The following is a 17,727-nucleotide window of genomic DNA, read 5'->3' on the forward strand; positions in this document are numbered from 1 at the left end:
GTGACTAAGCAGGTAAGTGAGTAAGCAAAAGACACTTTCCTCGCACACCATTATTTAGGCTATGTAATAAGGAACAAAATTAATGACGTTAACTTATGTGATATTCGGCCTAGTGGTATTGATCACATCGACCGGGGCGTATTGGGTTGGACAGCGCGCAATAACAGAGCTTAAACATAAACTAGAACTGACCGAAGCCGAGTTATCTCATCAAACTGAGTTGGCGACATCAAACGAGCACAAACTACAGCAGATGAGCGAAGATGTCGGCGATCTAGAGGTGCGTTGCGCACAATTAGGCTCCGAATTGCAAGCGGCCCGTGTTGCCGAACATACTTATCGTAAGCAGTGCAATGAAAAAGAGCTGCAATTAAGTCACTGCAATGAGGCTTTAAGCGCGACTAAAGTGGCTGAAAGTTCGGCACTGGCAAAACTGATGGCGAAACAAGAAGCGTGGCAGGTAGAAAGTGAGCGCAGTCAAAGGTTAGATCGTGAGTTACGCCTACTCAATGATAAACACGCCATCGCTATGGGTAAAATAGGCGAACTTAATACAGAAATAGAGACTAAACAGAGCCACTTTGAACAGCAAATCGCTTTGCTAAAAGAGAGTAAACAAGAGCTAAGTAAAGAGTTTGAACGTCTCGCCAATGAAATTTTAGAGCGCAAAGGCCAAGCATTTAAGCAATTAAATAGTGAAAGCATGAGCTCCATTCTTAACCCCATACATCAAGAGTTGCGAGGCTTTAAAAGTAAGGTTGAAGACATTCACAGCAAAGAAAGTGAGCAACGAGTGCAACTGCGCACCGAATTACAAAACTTACAAAAACTCAACCGAGAGATCACCGATCAAGCGGATAAACTGACCACCGCTTTAAAAGGTGAGAAAAAAGTGCAGGGGAACTGGGGGGAGTTGATGCTGGAAAATGTATTGGACAATTCCGGTTTGCGTCTCGGTGTCGATTACAAAAGAGAAGTGAGTATCGAAAGAGAGGATGGACGCTTTAGACCCGATGCCATCGTTTATCTTCCACAGAAAAAGCATTTAGTGATAGATGCGAAAACGTCACTAAATGCCTACACACGTTACGTTAATTCAGAAGATCTCCTTGAGCGTGAAAGTGCATTGCGAGATCACACCCATGCGGTACGCGACCGAATTAATGAGCTTGCCGCCAAAGAGTACAGCAAGTTGCCCGGGATCAACTCTCCTGAGGTGGTGGTTATGTTCATCCCTATTGAGTCGGCGTATGTAGAAGCATTGAAAGCAGACCCTAACTTATTCCAGTCGGCGTTGGAGAAAAACATCTTAGTGGCCACACCCACCACTTTGCTGACCAGCCTCAATATAGTAAGGCAGTTATGGCGCTTTGAAGAGCAAAACAAACATACTGCTGAGCTGGCCAATCGTGCGGAACGTTTTTACTCCAAGCTCAACACCTTTTTAGTCTCTATGGAGGGAGTGGGTAAGCAGCTTGATAAAGCTAAAGACACCTACGACCGTGCCTTAGGCCAATTGCACACAGGAAAGGGCAATTTAATTAAACAAGCCTCCGAATTTAAAGAACTTGGCGTGGCGGTTACCCGAGAGTTACCCGCAGAGCTAGTTGAAAAATCTCATTTAGAATTGGAATACCACACCACGGCACAACACATTACTGTAGTGGATTAAACGGTGTATTCACCCTTAACACCTGAGTCGTAGCGACATCACACGGCTCAGTTAACCATTTAATATCAACGACTCCATTATCAATATGGACATATAAGGAAGCAGCATGGCATCACGCGGTGTGAATAAAGTCATTATTTTAGGCAATTTGGGGACTGATCCCGAGTTACGTCATTTCTCAAACGGTAATGCAGTGGCGAACTTTACGGTAGCCACCTCAGAAACGTGGCAGGATAAATCCACAGGCCAACAAAGAGAAAAAACGGAATGGCATCGCATTTCAGTGATGGGGAAATTAGCTGAAATTGCAGGCAATCACCTGCGTAAAGGTTCGCAAGTCTATATTGAAGGGCAACTGCAAACACGTAAGTGGCAAGACAAATCAGGGCAAGAGCGATACACCACAGAAATTGTCGTGCAAGGCTTTAACGGTACTATGCAAATGCTAGGTGGTCGCCAAACAACCGGGCAGGCACCAGCACAAGCAACACCTCAAGGAAATGCAAACCAATACGATGGTGGATATGCCGCGCAATCTACTCCACAAAACACCCGCACCGGTAATACACGCACCGATCAAGGGACAGGATATACACCAACCCCAGATGATTATGATGATATTCCGTTCTAGGAAACGTATAACTTAAAAGTGTCAGAATAAACGTTTTTAAAAGAAGAATGTCACTCAAACCCAGCAAACATGCTGGTTTTTTTTTATTGTGAATCGAAAAGCCCCTTACTCACGGAACCGTCCGCACTAACTCTCTCGCTTATCAAACCAAATGGTAGATAAATTCATAAAACCTAAGCTGTTGATGTCGGTGCCGCGCAAAGATTGATGGCTTTTGAAAGCGATGGATTTTTTCCATAGTGGCACAATGCGATTTTGCGATAGATAGCGACGCTCTAATTGGATTAAGGTATTTTCAACATTGTCGGATTTTTGCACTTCAGCAAGCCATTGCTGACGTTTGAAAGGGGTGAGCAGTTTTATCGCTGATGCACTTAATAACATCCAATAATAGCGATCTAATACCTCGTCTTGGCCCACTAGGAACTCATTAATCCATAATTCGGCTTTGGCACAATCGTCCACAAAATCCACCTTAATACCCAACTGGTTAAAACGAAACCATAGATGTTGAAAAATGTGTTGGTCTTGTTTAAGGACCTTAATGGAAGAGGGGAGATCCGCTTTGAGTTCCGTATTTGTTGGAGTGGAATACTCCGTATTCTCTGCGGGTTGAAATAGGGTATGGCACAGGAAGTGAGAATCCTGATAGTGGCTTAACAGAACCTGTTGGCACACTCTTGTAATGGCGCTGCGACTGCTGCTGTCTAAACGGTGGCTTAGGCACAAACTTTTAGTGCCCAATTGAGACGTTTGCAGGCCCGGCAATGTATCGACCTTCTTATCCACATCCTTTACTTCAAATAAGTGACCTACAGAGGTTTTATTGGTGCGTAATACGTGCCAAAAGTCCGCTTTTCTGAGTATGCCATGTTGAGAGAAATACTGATTATTTTTTTGTAGGCTCCAGTGGTTTGCTGTGCGGTTACCCCAATAATAGGGCCCAGTACCAAAGGGATAATCCGGCTCACTGGCGTTGTGCATAAATATGGCTGAATGCACATCCGCAACGGCATGTAAGAAAATGGGGTCGTCATAATCTAAAGTAATTTCAACCCATTGTTTATTGACCCGAATATTGTTGATGCAGTTATACAACTCATGGGCCAGTACCCCCTCAGATTTGTGTGCCTCTAATGAGGCTTTGACGTGCTCTGGGGTCAGCAATTCACCGTTATGAAAATAGACGTCAGGGCGAATACGAAAATAGTAAGTCAGCCCCTCTTTATAGAACTGATGAGCCAGATGCGGGGTAAAGGTTTTACTGGATTGATCAAACGTAATTAAAGTATCAAACAGCACACTAACATACATGCCCGCATTGCGATCTTTCATATACATAGGATGACAAGGGGGCAGGGTATAAGGGACTAAAGAGATCAATTCATCAGAGCGCTCTTTACTGCCAGACAGTTCGGCTATCCAATCTGGAAGGTGCTGCTTAAAAACCGTTTGATATTGGAAAATATCCGCATAACGAGAGGCTTCGTTAAGTTCACCTCGCGCGACATACTCTTTGATGACATCACAAAGTACTTCATGAAAAGATCGTTTAACCTGCAGTTGTGTCTTAATACCGCGACCACGTCCCGGGACCCATTCAATCCAACCTAATTCTCGCAAATTTTTCATCGTTTTGGCCACATTACGAGTGGAGCAAGACATCACTTGAGCTAAGGTCTGGCTGTCAACAATGGTGGATTCGGTGCCAAAAAAACGGTCTAACTGTTTGAGACGATTTAAATGAATAGTACTGCTGGTTTTTTCTATCATTTCTTTATCTTTAGATGCGCAAAAAGATGAACTATTACTACAATAGTTCATCTTTATTGTGGGTCAACAACTAATGTTGTTAACGCTTAAATAGCGTGTCCTTCTACAGGTTAATCTGAGAATTAGCTATTTGGATTCCAGTTTAATGCGCTTGCAATACTACCAATGACAACAGTATCACGTTGTGCTGCAGTCAACTCAGGTAGCATTTGGATGCTGATAGCCCCATTTGTTTGAGTTGCAGCCACTTCTTTACCTTCAATAGTAAAGCTGTAACCTAGAGCATCGCCACCTTCAAATGAAGAGCCTTGCGCTTTCTTAACGGCAGTAAGTTCAATCTTGTTACCATTTACTGTAACGAAGCCAGATTGTTTGCTTGCGCCCATTAAGCTGTGTTCTGTTTTAAGCTCGTAGTGACCAACAGATTGACCATCTTGTGTGATATCACACTGGAATGGGTCACCACCTGACATATCAATGCCACCTAGGCTGAAATTAGATTGCTCACCAGTACATTGAATTTTCCAATGTTGGCCTTGAGTGCTATCAAGTTGTGCCACTAGACCACTTTTGCTTGACCCTACAACACCAAACCAGCTTGATTTAGAGGCGTCACGAGTGAAACGACCGCTGTATTGATCAGCAATTTTATAAGCGCCTTCATCACCAAAACCGCCAAGTTTACCGTCAACAGTAACCGCTAGAACGGGTTGAGCAGAAACAGCATCAGACTTAACCATTATTGCTGTAGAAGCACAACCAAACAAACTGGTAGTAACAAGTACACCTAACATTAACTTTTTCATAGTGATCCTAGATATGTTCTTTTGATGGGTGAACTATATGCAAGGTTGCAAGGGAAAAAGAGGAAGAGTATTTTTTAAAGAGTTCCACTTTTATGTGTGGTGAGGACGGAAAAGATGCGTGTAAGCTCGCAATGTAAAGCCGATAAAAAACAAAACATACCAAAAGCAACAGGGGAGTGTTGCTATTTGGTATGTTATAAAAAGTGCAAAAAACCGCAGTCAATTTGAGGTTAACTACGGTTAGAAATTAATCTTTCTTTTGACTCCAGACGTGAAAGGCTGTGCGATGTTGCTTTTGTTGCATTCTTTGTCTGTGTTTACATTGTCTACAGATGCGAGTTCTTCTAGTGTGGTTCAGGCGGTTCATGATACTTACCTAGTGCGTAGATGATTGAACGAGTGAGTCAAATAAAAGTGGAACTGACAAAAAATGACTGTTCCCTTTTTAAGTATGGATGAGATCGTATACTTTTTCCTACTTAATTTGTAGGAGAAATCACAATGAAATATTTTAAGTGGGCGTTTTTAAGTGTAGCTTTGGTTGCAGGTTATGCCAGTGCAGCAGATGCCGACACAGCGACAACTTCTGATGATTCTAGCTTTTTCTCAGGAATCACTCTTGGGGCCGGTTATGCTCAAGACAGAGTGTTTAACGATACTCTAGTGGGTTATAGCGTCTATTCAAAAGCGTATATTGTTCCTTCACTAAAAGATTATTTGTTTACCGATTTTCGTGTTACACACACCACAGATGATGTGGCTAATATTCAACAAGGTAAAACAGGCCCTGTGCAAATTAGCAAGCTAGATCTTGAGCGCTATCAAGCGAGCATTGGTGTAGATTACCCTTTCCAAGTAACAAAAAGCATTCAAATGAAACCGTATTTAACCGGCGGTTGGTCTTGGGATAAATTTGAGTTTGAATCCCGTTCTCGTCATGAAGATGGCTTTATGGGAGCCGTTGGTGTAGAAACTGTGTTCGGGCGTCACGTCTCTACAGATCTGGGCTATTCTGATCAACTGACTGGTGATGTGCAAATACATCAATTTATGTTGGACGTTGGCTATAAATTCTAATCTCACCTCAAACAAGTCCATTTAATCGCTTCTTAGGGTGTGATTAAATAAGCTCTATATTGCAACCCAAGCACTTCGGTGTTTGGGTTTTTGTTTATAGGTGCGGCGACAATATCTAACTTTCTCACGACTTTCATAAAAAGATTGGTGCGCAATGGCACTAATCTGGTAATTTCTTATAAACATAATTGTCTGTGGTAAATTGCACAGTATCGATTGTGTCACCTTACTCATTCACATCCTGCACGCACGTTGGTTTTAATGAAAATACTGCACACCTCTGACTGGCACCTCGGCCAAAATTTCTTTACTAAAAGTCGCCTTAATGAGCATCAACAATTTATTGATTGGTTGCTTGATACCGTTGCCACAGAGCAAGTGGATTGTGTGATTATCGCCGGTGATATATTTGATACCGGTACGCCCCCAAGTTATGCCCGTAAATTGTACAATCGATTTGTGGTGGATATGTACCAGCAGGGGTGCCAATTGATTGTTGTTGGGGGAAATCACGATTCGGTGGCCATGCTCAACGAATCTAAGCAGTTACTTGGACAATTACACACACAAGTGGTGGCCAGTGCCAGTGAGCCACAGGCGATTTTACATATCAATAATCAACTGGGGGAGATCGGTGCGTTGGTGTGCGCAGTGCCGTTTATTCGTCCTAGAGATGTCATCAAAAGTGTTGCCGGTGAATCTGGTACAGATAAGCAAAAAGCCTTGGCAGAGGCGATAAAGGGACATTATGACAGCGTGTTTCAACAGGCGCTGACAGAAAGAGAACAAAAACAGTTACAAGTGCCGATCATTGCCACCGGACACCTTACCGCTTTAGGTGTCAAACAGTCAGAATCGGTACGTGATATTTATATAGGCAGCTTAGAGGGCTTTGCCGCAGACGGTTTTCCCGCAGCAGATTACATCGCACTGGGTCATATTCACCGCCCACAAATGGTGGCCAAAAGAGACCATATTCGCTACAGCGGATCGCCAATCTACTTGAGCTTTGATGAACTTAAATCACAAAAACAAGTGCTGCTGGTGGAGTTTTGTGGAGCAGAGTTACAACAAGTGGTCAGTAAGCCCATTCCTTCTTTCCAGCCAATGTTGTCATTAAAAGGGGATTTGAGCGAAATAGAGCAACAAATTTCAGCCATTGCCATTGCTGAGGGCGAAACGGTTTGGATTTCAGTGGAAGTGTCGGTGCAAGATTATCTAACGGATTTACAACAAGCGGTGCAAAAAATGATAGCGGGGCGTGATATTGAAGTGCTGCAACTGCGCCGTGCTCGGCAGGCGTCAACACGCACATTATCTCAACAGCAGTCAGAGACATTATCTGAGCTGAATCCGCTGGATGTGTTTGAAAAACGCTTAGCCATAGAACAATTTGAAACAGAGCAAGATAAAGCGCGTGCACAGCGTATTACCCAAAAATTCAAACAGATAGTTTTAGATGTAGAAGGGCAACAATAATGAAAATACTACGTCTTACCTTTGAAAATCTGAACTCTTTAAAAGGCAAATGGCACATTGATTTCTCCTCCGAGGCCTTTACTGAAAGTGGTTTATTTGCCATTACCGGCCCCACTGGGGCAGGAAAAACCACCATTTTAGATGCGATTTGTCTGGCCTTATACCATGAAACGCCACGTCTTGGCGGCATTTCAACCTCTAATAATGAAATCATGACTCGTGGCACCGCCAGTTGCAGCGCTGAAGTGGAGTTTGAAGTAAAGGGCAAAGCCTATCGCGCTCACTGGAGCATGCGCCGTTCTCGCAACAAGGCCGATGGTAAGTTACAGCCGGCAACAGTAGAGTTGGCCTACGTTGCTGATGGCAGCATTATTGCCGATAAAGTGAAAAGTAAATTAGATGAGATCAATACCATTACAGGTTTGGATTTTGCGCGTTTCACTAAATCTATGATGCTCTCTCAAGGGCAGTTTGCCGCCTTTTTAAATGCCAATGCCAATGATCGTGCCGAATTGCTTGAAGAGCTAACAGGCACAGAGATCTATGGCTTAATTTCAGAGCGCGTTCATCAGTGCTATAGCCAAGCCAAAATTGAACTCGACCAATTAAATGCTAAGGCCGATGGGGTAGATTTGCTCACTCAAGAGCAGCTGCAACACATACAAGCACAGCAGAGCCAATTAGATGAGCACAGTAAGCAACAAAACGTGCAGTTCACTGTGTATCAAAATCAACTGAGCTGGTGGGAAAAGCAACAGAGCCTACAGCAACAGGTGGGCGAGCAACAACAAGCACTGCAGCAAGCCAATGATGCCTATCAACAAATGCAGCCAAGTAGAGATACCCTCAATCGCAGTGAGCCAGCTGAGCGTATGCGGGCCAGTTTTGAATTATGGGACAAGGCGCGACAACAACAGCAACGTATGCAAGGACAAAGCCAGGCTCACAGAAATCAGCTAAACAGTGAGCAACAGTTATTGGCTCCGTTACAGCAAACGGTCAAACAAGCGGAACTGGAATTACAAGACACCCGCCAGCAACAAACGCAATTACGTCAATTAATCCAACAAAAAGTAGTGCCGTTAGATACTCAGATTGAAAGCCAGCAACAGGGGCTGAGCAGTCAGTTAAAAAAGAGTGCATTAGCCGAGCAAGCCAAGACAACTTTGCAACACCAGCGCACCGAGTTAGAAGGGCAAATGAGCCAAGCTAACACGATGTTACAACAAGGTGAGTGTTATTTAGAACAGCATAAGGCGGATAGCGTTTTACACAGTGTGCTAGGCGTGTGGCAACAAAAACACCGCCAGTGTATGGATGCCAAACAAAAACAACAACAAACAGAGCAGCGATTAACACAACTCAATGCTGATCTTAATCACAAGACTCAAGCATTACAGGCCTCGCAAAATCAGCTACATAGCCTTAATGAACAAAGCCAGTTGCAACAACAGCAATTGAGTACAGCGCAACAGAAGTTGGATCAAGCATTAACGGTTGGCAGTGAAACGGCTTTGTTAGCTAAATTACAAAGCCTGCAGGCCAATTTGCCCCATTACTTAAAGTTAGAGCAAGGCAATCAGCTATTTAAAGAAACGTGCAGCGAAATTGTGCAACTTGAGGAAGAAATAGCAGATAAAAAACAACAAATTGCTGAGCAGCAACAGCAAGTAAATAGCACGACAAAACAAGTCACTCAGCTTGAGCAAAGTGTAAAGGACGTGACTCAACTGCTTGATCAAGAAGGTGAACTGGCGAAATATCGTGCGCAATTGCAAACAGATACCCCTTGCCCTTTGTGCGGTGCATTACAGCATCCTTTACAGGGATCGCTGTTACCAGACAGTGATGACAGCCTTAATGTGGCAACATTAGGACAAAGACTCGCGGATGTGACAGCGCAATGCACGCAACAATCAGCCTTGCTAAAAGAGCTGCAAGCTCAACAAGATAGCTTAAAAAGCCATTTACAGCACGCCCAACAAAGGTTACCTAAACTGCAAGAAAAAAGGCAAAAGCTGCAACAAAGATGGCAACAGTTTACCGATTCTTTGTCCCTCAATATTACCTTAGGTGAGAGTTCGGGCATTGAGCAATTAAAGGCGGACAACACCCGTCATCAACAACAGGTGAACAGCCAATTAAGCACCTTAATGGCGTTACAAAAGACACAAGATAAGCTCAATAGAGACGTGCAACAGCATCAATTAGCCCTTAATGACGCTCAGCAAACACAGAACGCACATAAAACGGCACTGGATGTGTTGCAAAGCCAAATTGTCTCGGCGCAAAACGAGCAACAACAGTGGTCTAACGTGGCAATGGAGGGGGTAAACGAGCTTGTACAGCAGGTGAGTGAGGCTGGATTTGAACTGCCAAATGCCAATGTAGACGCATGGTTTGCGCAAAAACAAGCGGATCTCAAGCAATGGACGGACAGTTGTGAAAAGGTGCAACAAGCACAAAAACGTTGCGATACATTAGGGGTGCAAATTGAAGCCCTTAAACAATCCATAGAGAGTGCCCATCTCAGTGCTCAACAAGAGCAACAGAGTTTACAGCAGATACAGCAGCAACTGACACACAATGAACAGCAACGTAAGGCACTGTTTGGCAATAAGTGCACCGCTCAAGAATCTGAAAAAATGCGCATACACCTAGAAAATAGAGACACCCACTATAAAGAGACGCTCAATAAGTGCCAATTGTGTCAGGAAAACGTCACAAAACTTGCAGGTCAATTAGAAACAATGGACAGTCAATTAGCGCAATGGACTGAGGAGATGCAGGGGCGACGCACAGTATTAGACAATGAACTAGCACAAAGCCCATTTAACAATGTGGATGAGTTTAAACAGGCGTTGCTATCTAAAGAGCAACGGGCGCAACTAGTGGATGCAATAGAGAAAAACAGCCAAGCGCTGCACAAGGCCAAATTGCTGCTTGTAAACACTCAATCTTCACTGGAGCAACATCAACACATCGCGGACCAACAACAGTGGCAGTTAAGCAATGTGCAAGAGACTAAGCAGCAGAAAGCGCTGTTAGCCTCGGAAATTGAAGATACTTTAAAAAGGCAAGGGGAGCTTGCACAGCAACTGACCACAGACGCCAGCAATAGAGAGCGACTCAAAGATCTTATTTTAGAAATAGAACAATTTTCGCAACAGTTTAGTGATATTTCGCACCTAAACTCGCTGGTGGGATCAGCGAAAGGGGATAAATTTAGAAAGTTTGCGCAAGGGTTAACGTTACAAAATTTAGTCTACTTAGCCAATAAACATTTGGCGCGTTTTCATGGCCGTTATGAGTTGCAACGTAAAGCAGACGACGGACTCTCTCTGCTAGTACTAGATACATGGCAAGGGGATGCGCAGCGCGATACCAAAACCCTCTCCGGGGGCGAAAGCTTCTTGGTCAGCTTAGCATTGGCCCTTTCTTTATCCGATTTAGTGAGCCATAAAACCAGTATCGACTCATTATTCCTAGATGAAGGGTTTGGCACTCTGGACGCCGAAACCTTAGATATGGCTTTGGATGCGCTGGATAACTTAAATGCCTCTGGGAAAATGGTCGGCGTCATTAGCCATGTAGAAGCGATGAAAGAGCGTATTCCCCTGCAAATTAAAGTCTCGAAACGCAACGGCCTTGGCGTGAGCGAACTCAGTAAAGAGTACGTGGGATAAGGACAATTGACAGGTGAACCACACAGCCACAGAGTAGGTAAATACTAAGTGGCTGTTTTTTTTAATGAAAACCCTTAGTTGGTGCATGGCCAAGGCCGTCCCCATAGTCCCATGCAATTGAGTAAAAATCCCATTAATGCAATAGGGCACTACTTATTTTGACTATTCATGTCTACACTCCTCTGACCACATTAAATTTGAGCCAATTTGAGGTCAATAATGGCCAATCATCGGCAAAAACCATTCAATACCAATAACACATGGTATGAATAGATACACTCAAGGAGAGAGGTAAATGTATCCATTTTTTCGCCTAGCAAAGGTAAGCTGGCAAGCGAAACAGCAAACACCGTTAACAATCACAGATAAAAGTACCAGTGAATTTTACTGCCACCCTTGGGATCTGGATATTTTCAATGAATTAAATAACGGCCGAGTGCTGACCCTTTATGATTTAGGGCGCACCGTACTAGGTATTCGGTGTGGCTTAATGAAAGCACTCACCAACAATCGCTGGGCATTAGTGGTCGCTGGCAGTTCAGTACGCTACCGTAAACGCGTGCATATGTTCAACAAAATCACCATGCACACCCAGTGCGTAGGCTTTGATGATAAATGGCTGTACGTAGAACAATCCATGTGGGTAAAAGGCCAGCCTTGCTCTTCCGTACTCATCCGCGCCGGCGTCACCTCAAAACAAGGGTTAGTCCTACCCACAACGGTCCTTAACGCCATGGGAGAAACCAGCCAATTTGGCGACCTGCCTTCTTGGGTTATCCAATGGATAGACTCAGAGCAACACCGCCCCTGGCCTCCATTGGGGGATGGGGAGACCCATGCTTCCACACAACAGGTGAGCGTTAAGTAGTTAAAGTATGCCTATTACCCTGCAGTGAGACTTTTTAGCTATTTAAAACCATCAATACCCATAGCGATAGGAGGGGGGCATCTCATTGCAAGCTCAGGTAATAATAGTGCTCTAAAATGATTTTTATGACACTAGCTTTGTCTAAGCTAAGTTATAATGTGCGCAGTTTTCAACGATACCGAACACGGCAAACAATGAAGAACATCCTATTATCTACCACTGGAGCTAGCCCTCAAGTACTCACCGAAACGCTGTATTCAATAGCGCACAGTGGTAGGCCATTTCCTGACGAAATTTACGTGATTACAACACAAAGCACCAAAGACACACTACTCAATGGATTGTTTAGAGACGGTCATTTGGCTAAATTACTGCAGGAATATCATCTGCCGACACCAAAGTTTGATGCAGAGCATATATTGCTGATCGAAGACCATGATGGTAATGCAATTAAAGATGCAAAAACGGTTGAGGATCAGACCTATATGGCAGACTTTATTACCAAAACAGTAAGAGAGTTTACCTGTGAGGCTAATACCGCTATTCATGCTTCATTAGCCGGTGGCCGCAAAACTATGGCGTTTTATTTTGGTTATGCCATGTCTTTATATGGTCGGCAACAAGATACACTGAGTCATGTGTTTGTGGATGACAATTTTGAATTTGTGCGTGACTTTTGGTTCCCAACCAAAGAGTCTCATTGGGTGACAGGAAAAAATGGACAGGGAGAGGTCGATATTAGCCAAGCATCGGTAACACTAGCAGAGATCCCATTTGTGAGAATGAGATCTTCATTAGATCCATCGATTATTGAATCTATGGCGAATCTATCATTTAGCCAGACAGTAGGCATGCTCAATGCCAGTCACAAGCAAGAAGATGTGCAGGTAACCATAAATAGTTCTGCAAAATTGATTTCGACATTGGGTGTCGACATTAAATTAACAGCGAAAGAAATCGCCTTTTATCTTTGGTTATATCATAAAGGCGAGAATGGGTTACTCGTGGATAGGTATTTTGAAGAAGATAAGCAAAATAGTATTGAATTTCTAAAACACTATAGCAAGATTGCAAAGGATCCAAGAGTGTTCGAGTCATTTGATACCACACCTGAAGAGTTCAATGACGAAAGCTACGACTCAATCCGTGGAATGGAAAAATCCTTTTTGCAGCCTATTTGCTCGAACATTAATCGAAAGTTGAGAAAAGCGTTACCCGCACAGTCAGCGGAGAAGATTGAAATTTCTTCCCTATCAAAGGAGCATGTTCAAAGATACACCTGCAAATTAGCTTGCTCTGCTTTTAAAGTCATAATTTGAACATATAAACTCAAGCGTTTCATTGAGAATGATTGCAAGCTTATCAACTCATACAACAGATAAATCACCGTTATTATTGCTGCATCAAATAAATGTTAGCAGTAACGGTGACTATTATGGAAACAAAATTACTATCGGTTCAGGATTTAGGATACAAGCGACACAATAGAATTCATGCTCTCCGTCATCGTCAAATAAGAGGAAAATCAAGCTACACTATAGCAAGGGAATTTTCTCAAAACTTACAATTAATGGAGCATGATATACTCAAGTTTTTTGGCCTGCTAACCCGAAGTAAAAAAGAGAGGATATTAAGATATAGAGCGACTAATGGCACAATTAAGTATCAAGAGATAGATTTCATAGCAGAAAGCGACAACGGTTTGAAATTTTGTGAATTAAAGCTTAAAAGCCAATTTAAGCAGAAGATGAACAATAAAGAATCAGGTAGATACCAACTGCATAGCACCACTCAAGCAGCCCAGCCTAAGTACATGATAAATGGAGCATTATCCATTTGTGTTGATATGGAGTACCTCTATGAAGGAACAAACTCTAATCAAAATACCCACTACAGCAGCATAAGTGAATTGAAAGATCACCTAGAGAAGAGGAATGTTGAAGAACTCATTTGGCTCAATATTAAAGATATTTTAGATATCGGTTTAAGCAACGGCTGGTTATCAAAATATAGAATTTGTGAGTTACGAGAAAGTCATCAAATAATGCACAACCCTATGTTGGATATGCCTCCAGCACATATCATCCCGCAAAATACACCATTTGCACTGCTGCGGCAAAATATGCTTAGCATGTAAATCCCATTTTAAATTCAAATACTTCTTTTTATCGTCATACCATCACACTAAGTCAGTGCTCAGAAATAGCGCAGGAAAAATTCTAACGCCGTTATCGAGTATTTTAACAAGCTAGAATGCCCCGTTATTTAGCACGATTGGTATCAATATAAAGAGTTACTTTCATAAGCTTATCAAACTTTATATTTGGCTTGAAATGGCCAAAGATATATCCCAATTACCAATAAGGAATATAACATGTGCAAGCAAAGCGGTTTCAGCAGATATCAAAAACGCGTCATTAAATTTTTGTCTGACTACTTAGGTGTAAATATCCCTTTCAGTTATGAACGAACGCAAACAAACCATTTAAAAGTGCTTATAGAGGGTGTGCCTAAACCCATGTATACGGGGGCGACGCCTTCAGATAGAAAGTCTTTCAACAACTTTGTGGCTGATGTGAAGCGAGAAATTAAAGCACTGAATAACAGTGAAACATCTACAACAAGTGCTAAAAATGTAAAAACCGTCATTGCCCATACAGACAAGTATGACAGAGTGATCAAAAGCAGTGTTAAAGGACTTCGCGGAAGAATTGATACCCTAAAAACGCGTGAGGAAGAGCAAGTGCTAGACAGCAGATCCATAGAGTGTGTGAACACGTTTCGTAGCGATACAGTAAAACAGGCTGTATCTATGGCGATACAAGCAAGAAAACAAGTTAACTACCTAAAAGCTAAGGACATAAAGGAAGTAGAAGATAAAGCTCGAACACACCTGGATTTTATGATGCCAACCATGGCCTGCTATGCCAACTTACTTAATAACAAAACGAAGTATGCATTAGGCAAAGAGCCTCATCTAGTGGCGGTTAATGATGATCGAGTCGCAGAGGATAACACTCATAAATCAAGAGAAATCACGGAATCAGAGGTAGCCATACCGCAAATTAACAGCCAATTGCTGAGCGTTCCTGCCAACGACTTGGTAAAAATGAGTTCAACTGAGCGAATAAAGCAATTGCGTAACTTGTCCAAAGCTGAAGCACTTTCATTAATAGAAGATATTAAACAGGCCATAGCCCTTAACCGAGAAGAAGATATTCAATCCGTAGTCTCAATAATCCTAGAAAAAGAGTTACCCATTGAAGCGATCATTTCACGAATTGAAGCCGCTTGATAAAGAGTTAAAGGGACGATAAAAATGAATGTATTTTCTGTACCGATCAGCCAAGTTGGATTTTGCTATAACTTGGAATTTGAAAATTGGCATAATGGCTTGGTTGGCTATCGTGTGTTTGAAGATGGAAAACGAGAATTACTTGAAGGGGGGCTAGGATTTGGCTTAGACATGCTGCAGACTTTTGAAGGCGCAGAACAATGGAAGGCCCAGATCCCCACCTCAGTTTATGACATAACATGCCTTTATCCTGAGTATCAATATCAAATGTTGCACTTGGCTTCGTGCTGCTCCAATGCCATCGATTTACTCAATAGTCGGCCTATTTTATTAGCTCTTATATGTGACAAGTACAGTGTTGATAATTCGCAGGCAATGAGATTAATAGGGCTAGGGCAAAGGCAAATTTTGGCTGAGCTCGGGTTAGACTCAACAAAAAGCGCCTTAAAATTTCTCGATAAAGTGATAAAAGACAACAGATTATCAACAAGCTTGAACCTAGTTAGAAGTTTGCTACACCCGGTAAGTAAACGTTACCTACGCTTTAAACACTATACCGAAGTATTCCACTCTACTGTGATATTGGATCAATCATATCCATTTATGACGGGGACAGCATTAGGTATGGCTATAGCGAATGCACGCACTAATCCAGAAATAAATATCTCTACTTACTTTACCGATACATTACGCCTAGGAGAAGCCATTGGTGTTAATGATCCTATTGCTGTTATTCAACGCTTGCCTTCTTTAGAGAGGCTGAGGGACCTCCACGACCGTTGGAGTGAACAAAGAATGCAGCAACGTTTTCAGTTACGCAGACCCCAAAATACGGACGTGCCTTATGTGAATGATTTCACACTAACTGATGACATGCAGCACATAGCCAATTATCAACAGCTGTGCGATGAAGCCATAGAGATGAAACATTGTATCTCGATATACCATAATAGAATAGTCAGTGGACAGTACAGTGCATTTCGCCTGCTCAGTCCAGAGCGTATGACTGTTGGGATCAAACACGTGAGCACTAAGACATTTCCATATGAAATTGATCAGATCTGTGGGGTGCGAAACGCATCGCCAACCGAAGCAACTAGACAGGTTGTTTATGATTGGTTTGAACGTAATCGAAAGTCATATAGTTCAAGTAATGTTGTTGCAACGTCAAATAGAGCTATTAATGCCAACTAGTAAGTTGCTAGCTGTTGTGGGTTCTTTACAATTACTTGAGCTCGGCCTTTATAGGAAGTAATGCCACCAGTAACACATACGTTCTGGTTTGAGTAAGTGGTATAGAGGGAGCGACCTTGAGCCACATGATTAAAGTCTGATTTCCAAATAACCACGGAAAATTGTGTTTGTGGAAAGGTGTGGTCAAAATTTAAATAGCTGCCTTTTGCAAAGTCAGTGATTTGCACAACCTTTCCACATACTGTCGCATTTGTATCAACAAAGCGTAGAGCATTGTTGGCTGTGATGGCTGATTCGGGTGAACTTTTTAAACGAGTGACACTTGCGTTAGGAGCGTCATTAGTTAATGATTGATAGGCAAGCATACCGCCAATCACAGCACATACGACAATTAAAACCGCACTGATCCCTTTCCAAAATCCACCGTATTCTTTAGGCTTTGAAGCCCCATGATTAGAGGCATTATTGACTGTTACTTGGGTGAGACGTACTTCATGCAGCAAATCTTTAATCTCGTTTTTTTGCTGTAAATTGGTCACTTCCATTTCAAGCTTCTGATTTCTTAGCTCGAGCTCATGAATACGTGACTGTGCATCCATCACTGCTTTACTGGCATTTTGTTGGATACGACTCACTTCACGTGACGATTTATTTTCCGATAGGGCAAGTACTAGATCTGCATGGGAATTTAGCTGTTTGTCTTGGTAGCGAGGATGAAAGTTCAGCAGTTCTTGGGTAGTCAAAGCCCCCGATTTTCTGAGCATCTTCATCACAGCGGATAGATAATATTCAGTATCGATGTCGTTTCTCCACGCAGTAATCAGCACGTTACTACTGTTGTTATCGGCAACGACAAAGGTCCCATAGAATCGCTCATCCGTTTCAGGGTGGATTAATACACCGTCATACACTGAACGATCTTCATATCTATGGTCTTGTCTTGCCTGAGATTCTAGTAATAAAGTACATTCCATATCTTCATCAAAGGTAAAGCCAAAACGAAGAGGGAATGAATCTATGTTGCAGTGTTCTTGATGCTTAACTAAAACACTGATTTGAGAGCGTGACATTTGAAAAACCAACTGAAAAAAACGGACATACAAATTCTATTGATTTCTGAGCTTATGTCTACACTCCTCATACCGTTTAAATAACAGAATTAATTATTTATTTGTGATAAACATTATTTCGATTTGAACCAATATATTGCTTTATATTCAACTTGAGTTTTTTATAAGCTTATAAA

General features: G+C 42.4%; 13 protein-coding genes. 10 read left to right on the forward strand and 3 right to left on the reverse strand.

Features of this window, described 5'->3' with window-relative positions:
• Window positions 1-82 precede the first annotated feature (82 nt).
• Together rmuC and ssb are read left to right on the forward strand one after the other, a co-directional pair.
• Entirely contained in the window at window positions 83-1,672 is a 1,590-nt protein-coding gene (gene rmuC / locus OCU56_RS06085; RefSeq protein WP_261874629.1) for a DNA recombination protein RmuC, read from the forward strand.
• A gap of 106 nt (window positions 1,673-1,778) precedes the next feature.
• On the forward strand, window positions 1,779-2,303 hold the full coding sequence (gene ssb / locus OCU56_RS06090; protein WP_261874630.1) for a single-stranded DNA-binding protein: 525 nt from the start codon (window positions 1,779-1,781) through the stop codon (window positions 2,301-2,303).
• A 126-nt stretch (window positions 2,304-2,429) separates the two neighbouring features.
• Here ssb and OCU56_RS06095 read toward each other — a convergent pair whose 3' ends face one another.
• Both OCU56_RS06095 and OCU56_RS06100 read right to left on the reverse strand, forming a co-directional pair.
• On the reverse strand, window positions 2,430-4,076 hold the full coding sequence (locus OCU56_RS06095) for an SgrR family transcriptional regulator (protein ID WP_261874631.1): 1,647 nt from the start codon (window positions 4,074-4,076) through the stop codon (window positions 2,430-2,432).
• A 122-nt stretch (window positions 4,077-4,198) separates the two neighbouring features.
• A complete protein-coding gene (locus tag OCU56_RS06100; protein WP_261874632.1) occupies window positions 4,199-4,882 on the reverse strand; it encodes a VV20781 family protein in 684 nt (227 codons plus the stop codon).
• A 501-nt stretch (window positions 4,883-5,383) separates the two neighbouring features.
• Between OCU56_RS06100 and OCU56_RS06105 the strand changes: the two genes are divergently transcribed.
• The 8 genes from OCU56_RS06105 to OCU56_RS06140 all read left to right on the forward strand — a co-directional run bounded on the left by OCU56_RS06105 (window position 5,384) and on the right by OCU56_RS06140 (window position 16,481).
• Entirely contained in the window at window positions 5,384-5,959 is a 576-nt protein-coding gene (locus OCU56_RS06105; protein ID WP_261874633.1) for an outer membrane protein, read from the forward strand.
• A 261-nt stretch (window positions 5,960-6,220) separates the two neighbouring features.
• Entirely contained in the window at window positions 6,221-7,438 is a 1,218-nt protein-coding gene (gene sbcD / locus OCU56_RS06110; protein ID WP_261874634.1) for an exonuclease subunit SbcD, read from the forward strand.
• Window positions 7,438-11,124 carry an AAA family ATPase gene (locus tag OCU56_RS06115; protein ID WP_261874635.1) on the forward strand — a complete coding sequence of 1,229 codons (3,687 nt, stop codon included), beginning with the start codon at window positions 7,438-7,440 and terminating at the stop codon, window positions 11,122-11,124. Before sbcD ends, OCU56_RS06115 begins: the two co-directional genes overlap by 1 nt.
• Before the next feature lie 295 nt (window positions 11,125-11,419).
• Complete coding sequence (locus OCU56_RS06120) at window positions 11,420-11,992, forward strand: acyl-CoA thioesterase (protein WP_261874636.1); 573 nt, start codon at window positions 11,420-11,422, stop codon at window positions 11,990-11,992.
• 194 nt (window positions 11,993-12,186) lie between these two features.
• The gene (csm6, locus tag OCU56_RS06125) at window positions 12,187-13,311 is read left to right on the forward strand and encodes a CRISPR-associated ring nuclease Csm6 (RefSeq protein WP_261874637.1); all 1,125 of its coding nucleotides are present in this window, start codon (window positions 12,187-12,189) and stop codon (window positions 13,309-13,311) included.
• 116 nt (window positions 13,312-13,427) lie between these two features.
• Window positions 13,428-14,129 carry a hypothetical protein gene (locus OCU56_RS06130; RefSeq protein WP_261874638.1) on the forward strand — a complete coding sequence of 234 codons (702 nt, stop codon included), beginning with the start codon at window positions 13,428-13,430 and terminating at the stop codon, window positions 14,127-14,129.
• A gap of 237 nt (window positions 14,130-14,366) precedes the next feature.
• Window positions 14,367-15,287 (forward strand): hypothetical protein, encoded by a 921-nt coding sequence (locus OCU56_RS06135; protein ID WP_261874639.1) that lies wholly within the window; start codon window positions 14,367-14,369, stop codon window positions 15,285-15,287.
• Between the two features lie 24 nt (window positions 15,288-15,311).
• Window positions 15,312-16,481, forward strand: a complete 1,170-nt coding sequence (locus OCU56_RS06140) for a PcfJ domain-containing protein (protein ID WP_261874640.1) — start codon at window positions 15,312-15,314, stop codon at window positions 16,479-16,481.
• On the opposite strand, the gene OCU56_RS06145 is transcribed toward OCU56_RS06140, so the two are convergent.
• Window positions 16,478-17,551 (reverse strand): sulfatase, encoded by a 1,074-nt coding sequence (locus tag OCU56_RS06145; RefSeq protein WP_261874641.1) that lies wholly within the window; start codon window positions 17,549-17,551, stop codon window positions 16,478-16,480. The genes OCU56_RS06140 and OCU56_RS06145 overlap by 4 nt on opposite strands.
• Window positions 17,552-17,727: the final 176 nt, after the last annotated feature.

Origin of the sequence: Vibrio rarus, from assembly GCF_024347075.1 — a bacterium.
In the GTDB taxonomy this organism is placed as follows: Bacteria; Pseudomonadota; Gammaproteobacteria; order Enterobacterales; family Vibrionaceae; genus Vibrio; species Vibrio rarus.